Annotated in this window: 13 protein-coding genes and 2 riboswitches; of the genes, 8 read left to right on the top strand and 5 right to left on the bottom strand. The window is 62.6% G+C overall.

What is annotated here, in order from left to right:
* Positions 1-73 precede the first annotated feature (73 nt).
* A riboswitch (cobalamin riboswitch) is annotated at positions 74-285 on the bottom strand.
* A 129-nt stretch (positions 286-414) separates the two neighbouring features.
* Positions 415-641, top strand: a riboswitch (cobalamin riboswitch).
* A 97-nt stretch (positions 642-738) separates the two neighbouring features.
* The 4 genes from AC19YX_RS21760 to cobM all read left to right on the top strand — a co-directional run bounded on the left by AC19YX_RS21760 (position 739) and on the right by cobM (position 2,878).
* The gene (locus tag AC19YX_RS21760; protein WP_020296891.1) at positions 739-927 is read left to right on the top strand and encodes a CbtB domain-containing protein; all 189 of its coding nucleotides are present in this window, start codon (positions 739-741) and stop codon (positions 925-927) included.
* Positions 928-938: 11 nt separating this feature from the next.
* Entirely contained in the window at positions 939-1,640 is a 702-nt protein-coding gene (locus AC19YX_RS21755) for a CbtA family protein (protein ID WP_500606984.1), read from the top strand.
* A complete protein-coding gene (locus tag AC19YX_RS21750; protein WP_201131499.1) occupies positions 1,637-2,050 on the top strand; it encodes a cobalamin biosynthesis protein in 414 nt (137 codons plus the stop codon). Before AC19YX_RS21755 ends, AC19YX_RS21750 begins: the two co-directional genes overlap by 4 nt.
* Positions 2,051-2,131: 81 nt before the next feature.
* Entirely contained in the window at positions 2,132-2,878 is a 747-nt protein-coding gene (gene cobM / locus AC19YX_RS21745) for a precorrin-4 C(11)-methyltransferase (protein ID WP_500606983.1), read from the top strand.
* A gap of 181 nt (positions 2,879-3,059) precedes the next feature.
* On the opposite strand, the gene nfuA is transcribed toward cobM, so the two are convergent.
* The 3 genes from nfuA to AC19YX_RS21730 all read right to left on the bottom strand — a co-directional run bounded on the left by nfuA (position 3,060) and on the right by AC19YX_RS21730 (position 7,118).
* Positions 3,060-3,644, bottom strand: coding sequence for a Fe-S biogenesis protein NfuA (nfuA, locus tag AC19YX_RS21740; RefSeq protein ID WP_078468750.1), 585 nt, complete (start codon positions 3,642-3,644; stop codon positions 3,060-3,062).
* A gap of 57 nt (positions 3,645-3,701) precedes the next feature.
* On the bottom strand, positions 3,702-4,736 hold the full coding sequence (locus tag AC19YX_RS21735; protein WP_078468749.1) for an acyltransferase family protein: 1,035 nt from the start codon (positions 4,734-4,736) through the stop codon (positions 3,702-3,704).
* An 87-nt stretch (positions 4,737-4,823) separates the two neighbouring features.
* Positions 4,824-7,118 carry a fatty acid cis/trans isomerase gene (locus AC19YX_RS21730; RefSeq protein WP_421549061.1) on the bottom strand — a complete coding sequence of 765 codons (2,295 nt, stop codon included), beginning with the start codon at positions 7,116-7,118 and terminating at the stop codon, positions 4,824-4,826.
* Positions 7,119-7,272: 154 nt separating this feature from the next.
* Between AC19YX_RS21730 and metH the strand changes: the two genes are divergently transcribed.
* Both metH and AC19YX_RS21720 read left to right on the top strand, forming a co-directional pair.
* Positions 7,273-10,983, top strand: coding sequence for a methionine synthase (gene metH, locus AC19YX_RS21725; protein ID WP_500606982.1), 3,711 nt, complete (start codon positions 7,273-7,275; stop codon positions 10,981-10,983).
* Between the two features lie 128 nt (positions 10,984-11,111).
* Positions 11,112-11,330 carry a DUF2970 domain-containing protein gene (locus AC19YX_RS21720; RefSeq protein WP_201131503.1) on the top strand — a complete coding sequence of 73 codons (219 nt, stop codon included), beginning with the start codon at positions 11,112-11,114 and terminating at the stop codon, positions 11,328-11,330.
* 7 nt (positions 11,331-11,337) lie between these two features.
* Here the strand turns inward: AC19YX_RS21720 and AC19YX_RS21715 are convergent, their stop codons facing one another.
* Complete coding sequence (locus tag AC19YX_RS21715; protein ID WP_421549063.1) at positions 11,338-12,423, bottom strand: ABC transporter substrate-binding protein; 1,086 nt, start codon at positions 12,421-12,423, stop codon at positions 11,338-11,340.
* Positions 12,424-12,906: 483 nt separating this feature from the next.
* Between AC19YX_RS21715 and AC19YX_RS21710 the strand changes: the two genes are divergently transcribed.
* Both AC19YX_RS21710 and AC19YX_RS21705 read left to right on the top strand, forming a co-directional pair.
* On the top strand, positions 12,907-14,565 hold the full coding sequence (locus AC19YX_RS21710) for a nitrite/sulfite reductase (RefSeq protein ID WP_078468745.1): 1,659 nt from the start codon (positions 12,907-12,909) through the stop codon (positions 14,563-14,565).
* The gene (locus tag AC19YX_RS21705) at positions 14,549-15,043 is read left to right on the top strand and encodes a DUF934 domain-containing protein (protein WP_020296903.1); all 495 of its coding nucleotides are present in this window, start codon (positions 14,549-14,551) and stop codon (positions 15,041-15,043) included. Before AC19YX_RS21710 ends, AC19YX_RS21705 begins: the two co-directional genes overlap by 17 nt.
* Before the next feature lie 103 nt (positions 15,044-15,146).
* Here AC19YX_RS21705 and sohB read toward each other — a convergent pair whose 3' ends face one another.
* The gene (sohB, locus tag AC19YX_RS21700; RefSeq protein WP_500606981.1) at positions 15,147-16,178 is read right to left on the bottom strand and encodes a protease SohB; all 1,032 of its coding nucleotides are present in this window, start codon (positions 16,176-16,178) and stop codon (positions 15,147-15,149) included.
* Positions 16,179-16,352: the final 174 nt, after the last annotated feature.

Raw genomic sequence — 16,352 nt, 5'->3', positions numbered from 1 at the left:
GGGCATACGGGACGAAAACCGCGGCAATGGCTGCGCGGAAGAGTTCGCCACCGGATCACCCCGCCCGGTTGTAGTGAGAATTCGTCACGAGGCAGGTCTCCTGGCTGAGGGTGTGCCGGTGGTAACCGACGATTGACGCGCCTTCCCGCCAACGCCTTGAAGCGCGTGCAGTGGCTGTGCATCAACCATGACCCTTTACAGTTGCGGGGGCAGCCGCGGCTTGGACCGCGTTCCCTTCTTAGCTTCGGCCGACTGCGCCGAAGAACCTCGAGTGCGCAAGGCTACGCAGAGCGCAGGGGCCGGTCAATGCGCATTGTCGGCCAGCCTCGGTGCCGGCGCGGGGAAAATTCATTGCCCGGTCCCGGCGCCATTGCGAAAGAGTGGCAATTGACGGCCCTCCCCCGCCCATGCTCTCCTACACACCTTGTTACGGGTGCCCTTCATAGGGTGAAACGGGAAACCGGTGCGTCACGTGCCTTACTCAAGGCCTTGACCAGTCCGGTGCTGCCCCCGCAACGGTAAGCGAGCGAAGAATCAGATCCACTGCGCCGGTCATCCGGCATGGGAAGGCGATTCTTGCAGGCCAGGCGCAAGCCCCGCCCTTCGCGAGCCCGGAGACCGGCCCGCAATAGACACATAACAAACCCGCGGTGGGCGGGCGCTGTTAATTCCTTGTGCGCCCGTCGCGCGGGGTTTTGCTGCGTTCGATCCACCCGCTGATAACCAGAGGGATGCGCCATGTCGATCATCAGCAGCACCAGTCAATCCGCCAGCAGCACCTCCACCCTGAGCCAACGCCTGGTCGCCGCCATCGGTGCCTCGATCCTCGGCGCGTGCCTGGTGTATTTCGCCGGGTTCTCCCATATCGAAGCAGTGCACAACGCTGCCCACGATACCCGTCACAGCTCCGCCTTCCCGTGCCATTGAGACCTGCTGACATGATCAAGCGTATTGCGCAAACCGCAGGTTTCACCGGGCTGCTGGCCGCCCTGTTGCTGACCCTGCTGCAAAGCTTCTGGGTCGCCCCGCTGATTTTGCAGGCCGAAACCTACGAAAAGGCCCCGGCCACTGAAGTCCATGAACACGCCGAAGGCGCCATGGCCGGCCACACCCACGATGCCGAAGCCTGGGAGCCGGAAGATGGCTGGCAGCGCGTGCTGTCGACCACTGGCGGTAACCTGGTGGTGGCCGTCGGCTTCGCCCTGATGCTCGCCGGCCTGTACACCCTGCGCGCGCCGAATCGCACGTCCCAGGGGCTGCTGTGGGGCCTGGCCGGTTACGCCACCTTCTGCCTGGCGCCAACCATGGGCCTGCCGCCCGAGCTGCCGGGCACCGCCGCTGCGGACCTGGCACAACGGCAGATCTGGTGGGTCGGCACCGCGGCCTCGACCGCCGTCGGTATCGCGCTGATCGTGTTTGCCCAGCACTGGCTGCTGAAAGTGCTGGGTGTCGCCATCATTGCCGTGCCGCACATCATTGGCGCGCCACAGCCGGAAGTGCATTCGATGCTGGCTCCGGAGGCCCTGGAAGCGCAGTTCAAAATCGCCTCGCAACTGACCAATGCCGCGTTCTGGCTGGCCCTGGGCGTGATCAGCGCCTGGTTGTTCCGGCGTAAAAGCGCGGGTCACTACGCGGCATGAGTGAACGGCACGCAGCGCCGGCCCTGGTGGTCGGCCTGGGTTGCCAGCGCGGTTGCCCGGTGGACACGCTGCGCGCATTGCTCGACCAGGTCCTGGAGACCCATGGCTTCGGGCTGGATCAAGTCCGGGGCCTGGCCAGTATCGACCTGAAACGCGAAGAGCCCGGCCTGCTGCAACTGGCCGAGCAGTTAGCCCTGCCCCTGACCTGTTTCAGCAGCTCGCAGCTCACGCCCTATGCGCTGCAACTGAGCCACCGCTCGGAAATCGCCTACGAACGCACCGGCTGCTATGGCGTGGCCGAAAGCGCCGCCCTGGCCCTGGCCGAACGCCTGGCGCAGAGCCCGGCGAAACTGCTGATCCGCCGCCAAAAGTACGCCCAGGCGACCCTGGCCATGGCCTGCTGCGGCTAAAACCCCGATAATCCCCCGCGTTGATCATGAGCAATCTTCATCTACAAGCTTGCCTTGACCCTTTTTTCACAGGAAACAGCCATGACCGTCTTTTTTATCGGCGCCGGCCCCGGCGACCCGGAGCTGATCACCGTCAAGGGCCAGCGGCTGATCCATCGCTGCCCGGTGATTGTCTACGCCGGCTCCCTGGTGCCCGAGGCGGTGCTGGCGGGGCATAGCGCCGAACTGCTGGTCAACAGCGCCGAGTTGCACCTGGAACAGATCATCGAGCTGATCAAAAACGCCCACGCCAAGGGCCAGGACGTGGCCCGGGTGCATTCCGGCGACCCCAGCCTGTATGGCGCCATCGGCGAGCAGATCCGCCACCTGCGCCAATTGCAGATCCCCTTTGAAATCGTCCCCGGGGTCACCGCCACCGCCGCCTGCGCCGCGTTGCTCGGGGCGGAGCTGACCCTGCCGGACGTGTCGCAAAGCGTGATCCTGACCCGCTACGCCGACAAGACCGCGATGCCCCCTGGCGAGGAGTTCTCCAGCCTGGCCCAGCATGGCGCGACCATGGCGATTCACCTGGGGGTCAACCACCTGCAGAAAATCGTCGCCGAACTGCTGCCCCACTACGGCGCCGATTGCCCGATTGCCGTGGTCCATCGCGCCACCTGGCCGGATCAGGACTGGGTGCTGGGCACCCTGAACGACATCGAGCAGAAAGTGGCGGCCAAGGGTTTTCGCCGCACGGCGTTGATTCTGGTGGGCCGGGTGCTGGCGACGGATCATTTCAGTGAGTCGTCGCTGTATCGCGCGGGGCATGCGCATTTATATCGCCCGTAGGGCGCGCGGAGATACGGGGGGCAGCCGCTTTGCGGCCGAGCGGGAGCAAGCTCCCTCGCCACAAACCTGCTCCCCACCCGTACAGCAGAGTCATTTGCCCGGGGTTGACGGCGCCTTTTCTGGCCCATAAAAAAACGGCGCTCACGGGGCGCCGTTTTTTTGGGTGCAGTGAACGCCTTACTTAGTAGTAGGCGTTTTCTTTCTGCGTGTGGTCGGTCACGTCGCGGACCCCCTTGAGCTCAGGGATACGCTCAAGCAACGTGCGCTCGATGCCTTCCCTCAGGGTCACGTCGGCCTGGCCGCAGCCCTGGCAGCCGCCCCCGAATTGCAGCACGGCGATGCCGTCTTCAACCACGTCGATCAGGCTGACCTGGCCGCCGTGGCTGGCCAACCCCGGGTTGATTTCGGTTTGCAGGTAGTAGTTGATGCGCTCGTTGACCGGGCTATCGGCGTTGACCATTGGCACCTTGGCATTGGGCGCCTTGATGGTCAGCTGGCCGCCCATGCGGTCGGTGGCGTAGTCGACCACCGCATCATCGAGAAAGGCTTCGCTGAACGAATCGATATAAGCGGTGAAGCTCTTCAGGCCAATGGCCTTGTCTTCGGGTTTTTCTTCGCCCGGCTTGCAATAGGCGATGCAGGTCTCGGCGTACTGAGTTCCTGGCTGGGTGATAAAGACGCGGATCCCGATACCCGGGGTGTTCTGCTTGGAGAGCAGATCAGCCAGGTAATCGTGGGCGGCGTCGGTAATGGTAATAGCGGTCATGGAAATTCCTCGCAGGCGTGGGCGGAGTTTACGCCAATCGGCGCGCCGTACAAAGTCCTAGGGTTTTTGTCGGGTTAACGCCAAGGCCGGGCGGGCAGCGGCCGGGGCGTCGGCCCAGCGTTTGAGCCACTGATAGCTGCGCTTCTCCACCCATTCGTAGCTGCCCCAGGCGGCCAGGCCGATGATCAGCACGCACCCGGCAAATACCGCGTAGGGGTTCAGGCCATAGCGTTGTGCCACATAGCCCCCCAGGGACAGCACCAGCACGTGCATCAGGTACACCGAGTACGAGCTGTCTCCCAGCACCTTGAGCAGGCGGTTGTGCTGGAAATAACGCTCCAGCGCCATGCTCGACGCCACGATCAGGGCACTCGGCAAGCCCCAGGCCAGCACCCGCGGCTGCGGTGGCAGTTGGTAGATCGCCAGCAGCGCGCCGCCGATCAGCAGCAGCGGCAGCCACAGCCCGGGCTTGATCCAGCCTCGGCGATAGAGCATGCCCAGGCCGATCCCCAGCAAAAACTCATAGACGATGTCCGAGCGATAAAAATCGCTGACCCAGCCAAACCCGGTCCAGGCCTGGCTCACGGCAAACAGCAGCGCCGCGACGATCAGCAACCGCAGGTGCAGGCGGAACAGCAATGTCCAGGCGAACAGCAGGTAAAACAGCATTTCGTAGTTCAGGGTCCAGCCCACGTTCAGGGTCGGGTAGATGCCATACCCACCCGGGTTCTGGGTCGGGATAAACAGCAGCGACAGCAGCAAGTGCCACCAGTCGACGCTCTGATCGGCAAACGCCGGCCGCGCAAACACCACCAGCAGGCCCATCAGCAGCGTGTACAGCCAATAGGCCGGGACAATCCGAAACAGCCGGTACATCAGGAAACGCCCGGGAGGCAGGTCCTTGTTTTCAGTCGACAGGAAGATCACCAGCCCGCTGATGACAAAGAAGATATCGACCCCCACCGCGCCCTTGTCGATAAACAATTGACCCAGGGCGCTGCTGGCGTGGAAGTCGAAAAAGATCTGCATGAAGTGGTGGCAGACCACCGTCCAGGCGGCCAGCGCCCGCAGCGCCTGTACCGAAATCAACATCCTCGTGCCCTCCCCAGCCAGCCCCGACAGCGCCTGAACCACTCAGGCGCCTAAAGCTTGGGACCGCAGGCAGCGGGCAAAGGTCGATCAAAGATTCTCGTAGCGATTCATGTCCAGCACACCCGCTTCCACCGGGTCGGTTTCTTCGAGAAAGCGGGTCTGGTCATGGAAATACTGCCAGAACTGCGGATGGCTGCGGCGGATTCCCCAGCGCTCGACAATCTTCTCGAAGCGATGGGCGTCCTTGGCGTTCTCCATCGCAGTGACGAACTCCGGCACCTGATCGGCGGGGATATTGAAGATGAAGTTCGGGTAGCTGCTGAGCACGCCCGGATAGAGGGTCAAGGTGTCCAGCCCCGGCTGATAACGCAGCTGCTCACCCAGCATGAACGCCACATTGCTGTGGGCCCGGTTGCGCAACAGGCTGTAGAACACCCGCTGCCCGCTCCGGGTCTGGATGCGCAGCATGCTGGCCTCGGGCAACTGATCGATGACCTTGAGCCCGGCGGCCGGACGCGAGGTCAGGCGGCTCAGGGCCTGTTCGGCATCCTGCAACTGCGGGTCAATGCCGGGCCGGGAACAATAGGCGCTATCACAGCGGTTGATTGGGTCCGGCCGAGCATTGAGGTCGCCATAACGCGCCAGCAATTGCTTGGCAAAATCGCGTTTCGGGTCTTTTTCGTCGAGCTTCAAGGCGCTGCGCTTGTCGTCGTCGATGGACTCGTAATCCAGCCACATCTTGAATTTGCCGCTGCTCTGGTACCAGTCGTCGAGGAAATCCTCGCGGGTGCCGGCAGGCATCAGGCGCAGGAAGTTCTGCTCCGCGCCGTTGCGGATCAAATCGAAGTACAGCCGGGTCTGGGCCTGGTGCGAGACGTTGCCGAACACGTCGAAATTCACCGCCAACTGGTAGTACGTACGCTCCAGCAAGGGGTAGTCGAACAGCCACATCGTCTGCGGCACCTCGCCGATCAGGCCCTTGGTCACCGAGGCGCTGTCGAAGTGGCGGAAAATACTCAGCAAGGCGTTGTCGTTGCCGGCCCACAGGCTCGACCAGCTCGGCGCTGGCGAATCGGCATAGGAGTCGCGGCGCAGGGCCTCGTAGTCATTGCGCTTGTCGCGGTAAGCCAGCCACAGGCTCAGCACACTGCCGACATCGTCGTTCTGCCCGGGCATCGCCAGCAGCGGCGTGGCCTGGCCCCGGTACGCCGGATCGGTGATGTACAGGTCATGTTCCGGCGCCTGGAACAACGCCCAGAAATTGTCGCGGATCACATCGGTGGCGATCTGTCCCCGGCACACCGGGCCGCGGATAAAGGTGCGTACGAAGTACTCCGCGTTATCCAGCATGAACTGGTAGCGGGCCTTGGCCGGGATCGCCTCGAAGGTCTCGAACGGGTTGGCCCGGCGCGTCGGTCCGTAACCGGGCAAGGCCGTGACCTGCCAGTCCCCGCTGTAGAACAGACTCTTGACCCGGGCCATCTTCGCCGCGCTCAGCGGGTAGGTAATGTGGGTCTTGTGCACGATCACCCCCTGCACCGGCCACAGGCGGTAATAGACCTGGGTCCCCGGGTCATCGTTGGGGCGCCGAGTGTTGATCAGGTCGATGGGCTGGCCGCTGGGCGTACGCGAACGCACCCACTGGAAGAAATGCCCCGGCTCACCGTCCTCGAAGTAGATATGGGCCAGGAACAAGTGCTCGAACAACCAGCGTGCCACCAGGCTTTCCCGGGCGCCGGGGGCGTTGAACAAGCCTTCCCATTGCAGCACCTGCATCGCTTCGCGGGCGCTGGGGGCCAGGCCCTGCTGGTCGATCGGCGCTCCGGACGCCAACCAGCGCTGCAGGGTCTGGTACTGCTGATCGGTAAGGCCGGTCACCGCCAGCGGCATGCCTTCTTTGGGATGGGCACCGGCATAGGCGTCGAATTCGCCGGGCTGCGGGCACATGTTTTCCCGGTTCAGGCCCAGGACGATGTCCTCCGGCAGCTTGGCATTGGGTTGCAATGGGGTGTTGTGCCCCAGCTCCAGCATGCGCGCCATCAGCGCCGCCTGGCTGCCCTGGGCGTCGAGCACCGAATAGAAGTCCTTGCGCTGCCAGGCGGCCTTGCCGAACGCGTCGTAGAACAGCCGGGTCGGCGCCTGGGCCTGGCGCCGCTCGCCGTCGTAGACCGGGATCTTCGACGCGCCCCGGGCTGCGCCCTCGGCACTGCCCAGGTTGAGCTGACAGGCGGAGTCATAGCAGGCATGGCAGGCCACGCACTTCTCGGTGAAAATCGGCTGGATGTCGCGGGTGTAAGAGAGCGCCGGAACCGGAGTCTCTGCCTGCGTGGTGCTGCTTATCAGCAGTAATAAAAACGCGCTGATACTGACGCGATACGGCATGTCTCTGGTCCTGGGCGTAGAAAACCGCGCAATTCTACCGAGGTCAGGCTGATATCAACATGAGCGATATTCATGCAAAAGCAGCACATGCTCCAATAGCGCACAGGTTTGCTATGATCGCCGCCCTTCGCAATGGCCTTACCAGGTAGTCCCCATGTCCGATCGCAGTGCTCGCCTTCAAGCCCTCCAGCAAGCTCTCAAAGAGCGCATCCTGATTCTCGATGGCGGCATGGGCACCATGATCCAGAGCTACAAGCTCGAGGAGCAGGACTACCGTGGCAAGCGCTTCGCCGACTGGCCAAGCGACGTCAAGGGCAACAACGACCTGCTGGTGCTGACGCGCCCGGACGTGATCGGCTCCATCGAGAAGGCCTACCTCGACGCCGGCGCCGACATCCTGGAAACCAACACCTTCAACGCCACCCAGGTGTCCCTGGCCGATTACGGCATGCAGGGCCTGGCCTACGAGCTGAACGTCGAAGGTGCACGCCTGGCACGCAAGGTGGCCGACGCCAAGACCCTGGAAACCCCGGACAAGCCCCGTTTCGTCGCCGGCGTGATCGGGCCGACCAGCCGCACTTGCTCGCTGTCGCCGGACGTCAACAACCCCGGCTACCGCAACGTGACCTTCGATGAGCTGGTGGAAAACTACACCGAAGCCACCCGGGGCTTGATCGAAGGCGGCGCCGACCTGATCCTGATCGAAACCATCTTCGACACCCTCAACGCCAAGGCGGCGATCTTCGCCGTGCAAGGGGTGTTCGACGAGTTGGGCTTCGAGTTGCCGATCATGATCTCCGGCACCATCACCGACGCCTCCGGCCGCACGCTGTCCGGCCAGACCACCGAAGCCTTCTGGAACTCCGTGGCCCACGCCAAGCCGATTTCGGTCGGCCTCAACTGCGCCCTCGGTGCCAGCGAACTGCGCCCGTACCTGGAAGAGCTGTCGAACAAGGCCAACACCCATGTTTCGGCGCACCCCAACGCCGGCCTGCCCAACGAATTCGGCGAATACGACGAACTGCCGGAACAAACCGCCAAGGTCATCGAGGAATTCGCCCAAAGCGGCTTCCTCAATATCGTCGGCGGCTGCTGCGGCACCACCCCGGGCCACATCGAAGCCATCGCCAAGGCCGTGGCCGGCTACGCGCCACGGGCGATCCCGGACATTCCCAAAGCCTGCCGCCTGTCGGGCCTGGAGCCGTTCACCATCGATCGCAGCTCGTTGTTCGTCAACGTCGGCGAGCGCACCAACATCACCGGCTCCGCCAAATTCGCCCGCCTGATCCGTGAAGACAACTACACCGAAGCCCTGGAAGTCGCCCTGCAACAGGTCGAAGCCGGCGCCCAGGTGATCGACATCAACATGGACGAAGGGATGCTGGACTCGAAGAAGGCGATGGTCACCTTCCTCAACCTGATTGCCGGCGAACCGGACATCTCGCGGGTGCCGATCATGATCGACTCCTCGAAGTGGGAAGTGATCGAGGCCGGCCTGAAGTGCATCCAGGGCAAGGGCATCGTCAACTCCATCAGCATGAAAGAAGGCGTCGAGCAGTTCATTCACCACGCCAAGCTGTGCAAACGCTACGGCGCCGCCGTGGTGGTGATGGCCTTCGACGAAGCCGGCCAGGCCGACACCGAGGCGCGCAAGAAGGAAATCTGCAAGCGCTCCTACGACATCCTGGTGAATGACGTGGGCTTCCCCCCGGAAGACATCATCTTCGACCCGAACATCTTCGCCGTGGCCACCGGCATCGAAGAACACAACAACTACGCCGTGGACTTCATCAACGCCTGCGCCTATATCCGCGACGAGCTGCCGTATGCGCTGACCTCGGGTGGCGTGTCCAACGTGTCGTTCTCGTTCCGCGGCAACAACCCGGTGCGCGAGGCAATTCACTCGGTGTTCCTGCTGTATGCGATCCGCAACGGCCTGACCATGGGTATCGTCAACGCCGGCCAGCTGGAGATCTACGACCAGATCCCGGCCGAGCTGCGCGACGCCGTGGAAGACGTGGTGCTCAACCGCACGCCTAACGGCACCGACGCCCTGCTGGCAATCGCCGACAAGTACAAGGGCGACGGCAGCGTCAAGGAAGCCGAGACCGAGGAATGGCGCGGCTGGGAGGTCAACAAGCGCCTCGAGCACGCCCTGGTCAAGGGCATCACCACCCACATTGTCGAAGACACCGAAGAGTCGCGCCTGTCCTTCAGCCGCCCGATCGAAGTGATCGAAGGCCCGCTGATGTCCGGGATGAACATCGTCGGCGACCTGTTCGGCGCCGGCAAAATGTTCCTGCCCCAGGTGGTGAAATCGGCGCGGGTGATGAAACAGGCGGTGGCCCACCTGATTCCCTTCATCGAGCTGGAAAAAGGCGACAAGCCGGAAGCCAAGGGCAAGATCCTCATGGCCACGGTCAAGGGCGACGTGCACGACATCGGCAAGAACATCGTCGGCGTGGTCCTGGGTTGCAACGGCTATGACATCGTCGACCTGGGGGTGATGGTGCCGGCGGAGAAGATCCTGCAGGTGGCCAAGGAGCAGAAGTGCGACATCATCGGCCTCTCCGGCCTGATCACCCCGTCCCTGGACGAAATGGTGCACGTCGCCCGTGAAATGCAGCGCCAGGACTTCCACCTGCCGCTGATGATCGGTGGCGCCACCACCTCCAAGGCCCACACCGCGGTGAAGATCGAACCCAAGTACAGCAACGACGCAGTGGTCTACGTCACCGACGCCTCGCGCGCGGTGGGCGTGGCCACTCAACTGCTGTCCAAAGAGCTCAAGGCCGGCTTCGTGCAGAAGACCCGGGAAGAATACGTGGAAGTGCGCGAGCGCACCGCCAACCGCAGCGCCCGCACCGAACGCCTGAGCTACCCGGCGGCCATCGCCAAGAAGCCGCAGTTCGACTGGAGCAGCTACCAGCCGGTCAAACCGACGTTCACCGGCGCCAAGGTACTGGACAACATCGACCTCAAGGTACTGGCCGAGTACATCGACTGGACCCCGTTCTTTATCTCCTGGGACCTGGCCGGCAAGTTCCCGCGCATCCTGACCGATGAGGTGGTCGGTGAGGCAGCCACCGCGCTGTACGCCGACGCCCAGGAAATGCTCAAGAAGCTGATCGACGAAAAACTCATCAGCGCCCGTGCGGTGTTCGGCTTCTGGCCGACCAACCAGGTGCAGGACGATGACCTGGAAGTCTACGGCGATGACGGCCAGCCCCTGGCGCGCCTGCATCACCTGCGCCAGCAGATCATCAAGACCGACGGCAAGCCGAACTTCTCTCTGGCCGACTTCGTGGCGCCCAAGGACAGCGGCGTGACCGACTACATCGGGGGTTTCATCACCACCGCCGGTATCGGCGCCGAAGAAGTGGCCAAGGCTTACCAGGATGCCGGCGACGACTACAACTCGATCATGGTCAAGGCCCTGGCCGACCGCCTGGCCGAAGCCTGCGCCGAGTGGCTGCACCAGCAGGTGCGTAAAGAACACTGGGGCTACGCCAAGGACGAACAGCTGGATAACGAAGCGCTGATCAAGGAACAGTACAGCGGCATCCGCCCTGCCCCGGGTTACCCGGCGTGCCCGGATCACACCGAAAAAGCCCAGTTGTTCCAGCTGCTCGACCCAGAGGCCCACGAAATGCATGCCGGCCGCAGCGGCGTGTTCCTCACCGAGCACTACGCCATGTTCCCGGCCGCGGCGGTCAGCGGCTGGTACTTCGCCCACCCACAGGCGCAGTACTTCGCCGTGGGCAAGGTCGACAAGGACCAGGTGCAGAGCTACACCGCGCGCAAAGGCCAGGACCTGGCCGTGACCGAGCGCTGGCTGGCACCCAACCTGGGTTACGACAACTGATAACCGCCCTCCGGCCGTTCATGGGGTGAGCGCCGGCTATCACCGGGCGAGATTGGCCCGGGGATAGCCGGCTCGCCCTTGGCCAGATTGTCTATGCTCTTTGCACACACACCTGTGTCGAGGGATTTATGGACGACCCAATCAATGGCAAGCCGCCGACCTTCTGGCAGATGCTGCACAGCGTGGTAGCGGCGGCGTTCGGCGTGCAGAGCGGCAAGAACCGCGCCCGGGATTTTACCCACGGCAAGCCCAGCCACTTCGTGGCGATGGGCATCCTGTTCACTGCGGTATTTGCCTTGACCCTGTTCGGCATCGTCAAGCTGGTGCTGCACCTGGCGGGGATCTGAAAGCGCGTCAGCGCATCAACATTTGCAGGTCGAAAGGGTAGCGATAGCTGTCCGGTTTGCCCTTGGCCGAGAGCGCCCGGAAGTTGATGCCGTAGTCCTGGGTCGCCTGCACGGCAAGCAGGCGCCTGGCCAGGGGCTTGTCGATCAATTGAAACAACCCTACCTGCCAGGACGGTCCACCGTGCCGGGTCATGTCCACTCCCTGCTCATAATCGTGCAGCAACACCAGGGCCCAGCCTCCCAGGGTGAAATGCCCGGCACTCAAGGCGCTCAAGCGTCCGTCCAATAGCGCCTGCAAGGCCTGGGGCGAACTGTTGACCGCACTGAACAACACATCCTTGCCCGGCTGGTGCTTGAGTTCTTGCGCGGCGGCCATGGCACCCAGCGCCATTTCATCGTTTGCCGACCAGATCAACGCCGTGTGCGGGTAGCGCTTGAGCAGCTGCTGGGCCTGCTCATAGGCCCGCTGCCGGGTCCATTCGCCGTACACCAGTTGGCGCAGGCGCACCTCGGGGTGTTCAGCCAGTGCCCGATGCAGGCCCTGCTCGCGCAATTGCGAGGCCGGGGTGATTTTCATCCCGGAGAACGCCAGCAGATCAACGGTTTGCCCCGGCGCAACCGGGCCATGCTGGCGGATCAGTTCCTTGAGCGTCTGATAGCCGGCCTTTTCATCGTCGGCCACCAGGCTGCCGATCCACTCCGAGCGCTGGTCATTGCGCTCGTTGAGCAAACGCAACTGGTCGGGGGTGAGCACGCTGTTGACGATAAACAGCTTGACCCCGCTGCCCTGGGACAGGCGCAGGATCTCCGGCGCGACATATTGCTCGTTGACCAGGATCAGGTAATCCGGCCGTTGGTCGCCCTGCAGCGCCTCACGGGCCTGGCTGAGGGTGTTGCCGGGATTGCGCTCGGAATAGCGCACACGCAAATCCAGGCCGAGGTCCTTGGCCGCGGCCTGCATGAATTGCGAATAATTGACCCAGAACGTTTCCGTGGAAGTGCCCGGATTGAGAAAAAGCACTGAAGTGGCGTGAGCCACTGCCCAGAACGGCAGACTCAGCAGCAGCAAGCCCTTGCACAAAACCTTCAACATCGTCACGCGAACCCCAAGATAATGCCGCGCATTATAGCGGGCAAAATACTGGCAACTGTCAGTGACATCGTCGATTTTGTCGGACAATCCGGGTTATTTCTGCCCGTTACCTACTGGTGACTGACCCAGAACACCGCCGTTCCCACCACCAGAATGATCAGGAACAGAATGGCCCAAGCATCGACACTGCTGTCGGTTTTCCTTGCCTTGGTCGGATTGCTCATAGCATCGCCTCTTGTCGGTTTTATCGGTGACTGCTCGAAGACTCCCGCAGAGTTAAGACCAGCTTTGCCCTTACCACAAATGTGGTCTTGCACCGTTAGTCGTTTTAGTTCTTTGCATATACTCAAACATCACTTTTGCGCATAACTGCAAACTGGTATCGTGCGCCGGCTCCGTTGGGAGTGCGCGGCCGTGCGCGCAGAATTGCTGAGGTGACCGCAGCCTCTCCGGTTACCTGATAAGCCTGAGAACAGGACCTATATGTACGTATACGACGAGTACGATCAGCGAATCATCGAGGACCGCGTCAAGCAGTTCCGTGATCAGACCCGACGCTATCTGGCAGGCGAGCTGAGCGAAGAAGAATTCCGCCCTCTGCGCTTGCAGAATGGCCTCTATATCCAACGTTTTGCCCCGATGCTGCGGGTCGCCGTGCCTTATGGCCAGCTGACTTCGCGCCAGACGCGAATGATGGCCAAGATCGCTCGCGACTACGACAAGGGCTACGCCCACATCAGTACCCGGCAGAACGTGCAGTTCAACTGGCCGGCCCTGGAAGACATCCCGGACATCCTGGCTGAGCTGGCCACCGTGCAGATGCACGCAATCCAGACCAGCGGCAACTGCCTGCGCAACGTCACCACCGACCAGTTCGCCGGCGTCGCTGCCGACGAAGTGATCGACCCGCGCCCCTGGTGCGAAATCGTCCGCCAGTGGACCACTTTCCACCCGGAATTCGCCTACCTGCCGCGCAAGTTCAAGATCGCCATCAACGGCTCGACCTCGGACCGCGCGGCCATCGAAGTCCACGACATCGGCCTGGAGCCGGTGTACAACGCCGCTGGCGAGCTGGGCTTCCGCGTACTAGTGGGTGGCGGCCTGGGCCGTACCCCGGTGGTCGGCGCCTTTATCAACGAGTTCCTGCCGTGGCAGGACCTGTTGAGCTACCTCGACGCGATCCTGCGGGTCTACAACCGCTATGGCCGTCGTGACAACAAGTACAAGGCGCGGATCAAGATCCTGGTCAAGGCCCTGACGCCTGAAGTCTTTGCGCAAAAAGTCGACGCAGAGATGGAGCACCTGCGCGGTGGCCAGACCACCCTGACCGATGCCGAAGTGCATCGCGTGGCCAAACACTTCGTCGACCCGGACTACAAGGCCCTGGAAGACCAAACCGCCGAGCTGGCCGCACTCGACCAGCAGCACCCAGGCTTCGCCCGCTGGCGCACGCGCAACACCCTGGCCCACAAGAAGCCGGGCTATGTGGCGGTGACCCTGTCGCTGAAACCGACCGGCGTGGCCCCGGGTGACCTCACCGACAAACAGCTGGACGCCGTGGCCGACCTGGCCGACCGCTACAGCTTCGGTCAACTGCGCACCTCCCACGAGCAGAACATCATCCTGGCCGACGTTGAACAGAGCCAGTTGTTCGCCATGTGGGGCGAATTGCGTGAACGCGGTTTCGCCACGCCGAACATCGGCCTGCTGACCGATATCATCTGCTGCCCGGGCGGCGACTTCTGCTCCCTGGCCAACGCCAAGTCGATCCCGATCGCCGAATCCATCCAGCGTCGCTTCGACGACCTGGACTACCTGTTCGACATCGGCGAACTGGACCTGAACATCTCCGGGTGCATGAACGCCTGTGGTCACCACCACGTGGGCCACATCGGCATCCTTGGTGTCGACAAGAAAGGCGAAGAGTTCTATCAGGTGTCCCTGGGTGGCAGCGCCAGCCGCGATGCCAGCCTGGGCAAGATCCTCGGCCCGTCCTTCGCCCAGGACGCCATGCCGGATGTGATCTCCAAGCTGATCGACGTCTACGTGGAACAACGTAACGAAGACGAGCGCTTTATCGACACCTACCAACGTATCGGTATCGACCTCTTCAAGGAGCGTGTCTATGCAGCGAATCATTAAGAACAACGAGGTCGTCGACGAAACCTGGCACTTGCTGCCCAAGGACGCGACCCTCGATGGCATCTCCAACTGCGACGACTTGATCGTGCCGCTGGCACTGTGGCGTGAGCACGCTCATGCCCTCAAGGCCCGCGATGGCGGTCTGGGCGTGTGGCTGGACGCTGAAGAAGAAGCCGAGGAAATCGGTGATGACGTGGACCAGTTCCAGGTCATCGCCCTGAACTTCCCGGCCTTTACCGACGGACGCAACTACTCCAACGCCCGCCTGCTGCGTGACCGCTACGGTTACAAGGGCGAGCTGCGGGCCATCGGCGACGTGCTGCGCGATCAACTGTTCTACCTGCACCGTTGCGGTTTCGATGCCTACGCCCTGCGCGCTGACAAAGACCCGTACGAAGCCCTGGAAAGCCTCAAGGACTTCTCGGTGACCTACCAGGCCGCCACCGACGAACCGCTGCCGCTGTTCCGTCGCCGCTAAACCTGGCGCATAAAAAAAGCCCTGGACCGGGAAACCGGCTCAGGGCTTTTTTGTATCCGGCGCTGCAGGAAATGGCGGTGGCTGTTGCACCGCCCTCCGCGGTTTACCAGAAGCGTTGCTGGGTCAGGCGACTCCACCAGGTCAGCAGCACGCGGTCAATGGAACCGCTGGCCGCCAGCCCCACGCGCTCCTGCAGGCTCTTGCGCTCGGCATAGTGCAGGTGGAACACCTCAGCGCTCTTGGCCTTGTCGGCCAGGTATTCGTCGCTGGTCTGCAACTCGTCCACCAGCAACTTCTCTTGCGCCGCCACGCCCAACCAGACTTCGCCGGTGGCCACTTCATCGATGGCCAGTTGCGGGCGGTAGCGGGACACGAAGTTCTTGAACAGCTGGTGGGTGATGTCCAGGTCTTCCTGGAACTTCTCCCGGCCCTTCTCGGTGTTTTCGCCAAACACGGTCAGGGTGCGCTTGTATTCGCCGGCGGTCAGCACTTCAAAGTCGATGTCGTGCTTCTTCAACAGGCGGTTGACGTTGGGCAACTGCGCCACCACGCCAATCGAGCCGAGGATGGCGAACGGCGCGCTGATAATCTTCTCGCCGATGCACGCCATCATGTAGCCGCCGCTGGCCGCGACCTTGTCGATGCACACGGTCAAGGGCACGCCCGCCTGGCGGATACGCGCCAGTTGCGAGGACGCCAGGCCGTAGCTGTGAACCATGCCGCCGCCGCTTTCCAGGCGCAGCACCACTTCATCCTTGGGCGTGGCCAGGCTGAGCAAGGCGGTGATTTCGTGGCGCAGGCTTTCAGTGGCCGAGGCCTTGATGTCGCCATTGAAGTCCAGCACGAATACCCGGGACTTGGCCTCAGGCTGCTTCTTCAGTTTTTTCTGGGTTTTTTCGATCTTGCCCTGGGACTTGCGCAAGGCCTTGAGTTGGTCCTTGTCGAGCAGGCTCTGCTCCAGGCGCTCGCGCAGGCCCTTGTAAAAGTCATTGAGCTTGCTGACCTGCAACTGGCCGGCCGACTTGCGCCGCCCTTTGCTGCGCAGGGCTGCCGCGGTGATCAGCACCACCAGGATCGCCACCACCAGGGTGACGGTTTTAGCCAGAAAACTTGCGTACTCCGCAATAAAATCCACAGCGACTCCTTAAACACCTGTGCCGCTGCCAACGAGCGGCGTAATGGACGCCAGCATACCGACGCGGCCGGTCCACCACCAGCCGCGAAACCTTGTGTAACCAAGCTCCAACAATCATTTCAAACAAGCGTATGTTTTTTCATTGACAGCTCACCGGCATCCTCATAACCTCGC

Source organism: Pseudomonas sp. MF09150, assembly GCF_059862355.1.
Note: the sequence above shows the minus strand (reverse complement) of the source record. Positions and strands in the feature narration are given on the sequence as shown.

Coding starts and splice junctions, on each gene's coding strand:
- AC19YX_RS21755 (WP_500606984.1), top strand. CDS start 939: ATGATCAAGCGTATTGCGCAAACCGCAGGTTTCACCGGGCTGCTGGCC.
- AC19YX_RS21705 (WP_020296903.1), top strand. CDS start 14,549: ATGCAGCGAATCATTAAGAACAACGAGGTCGTCGACGAAACCTGGCAC.
- metH (WP_500606982.1), top strand. CDS start 7,273: ATGTCCGATCGCAGTGCTCGCCTTCAAGCCCTCCAGCAAGCTCTCAAA.
- cobM (WP_500606983.1), top strand. CDS start 2,132: ATGACCGTCTTTTTTATCGGCGCCGGCCCCGGCGACCCGGAGCTGATC.
- AC19YX_RS21760 (WP_020296891.1), top strand. CDS start 739: ATGTCGATCATCAGCAGCACCAGTCAATCCGCCAGCAGCACCTCCACC.
- AC19YX_RS21750 (WP_201131499.1), top strand. CDS start 1,637: ATGAGTGAACGGCACGCAGCGCCGGCCCTGGTGGTCGGCCTGGGTTGC.
- nfuA (WP_078468750.1), bottom strand. CDS start 3,644: ATGACCGCTATTACCATTACCGACGCCGCCCACGATTACCTGGCTGAT.
- AC19YX_RS21730 (WP_421549061.1), bottom strand. CDS start 7,118: ATGCCGTATCGCGTCAGTATCAGCGCGTTTTTATTACTGCTGATAAGC.
- AC19YX_RS21720 (WP_201131503.1), top strand. CDS start 11,112: ATGGACGACCCAATCAATGGCAAGCCGCCGACCTTCTGGCAGATGCTG.
- AC19YX_RS21715 (WP_421549063.1), bottom strand. CDS start 12,423: ATGTTGAAGGTTTTGTGCAAGGGCTTGCTGCTGCTGAGTCTGCCGTTC.
- AC19YX_RS21710 (WP_078468745.1), top strand. CDS start 12,907: ATGTACGTATACGACGAGTACGATCAGCGAATCATCGAGGACCGCGTC.
- AC19YX_RS21735 (WP_078468749.1), bottom strand. CDS start 4,736: ATGTTGATTTCGGTACAGGCGCTGCGGGCGCTGGCCGCCTGGACGGTG.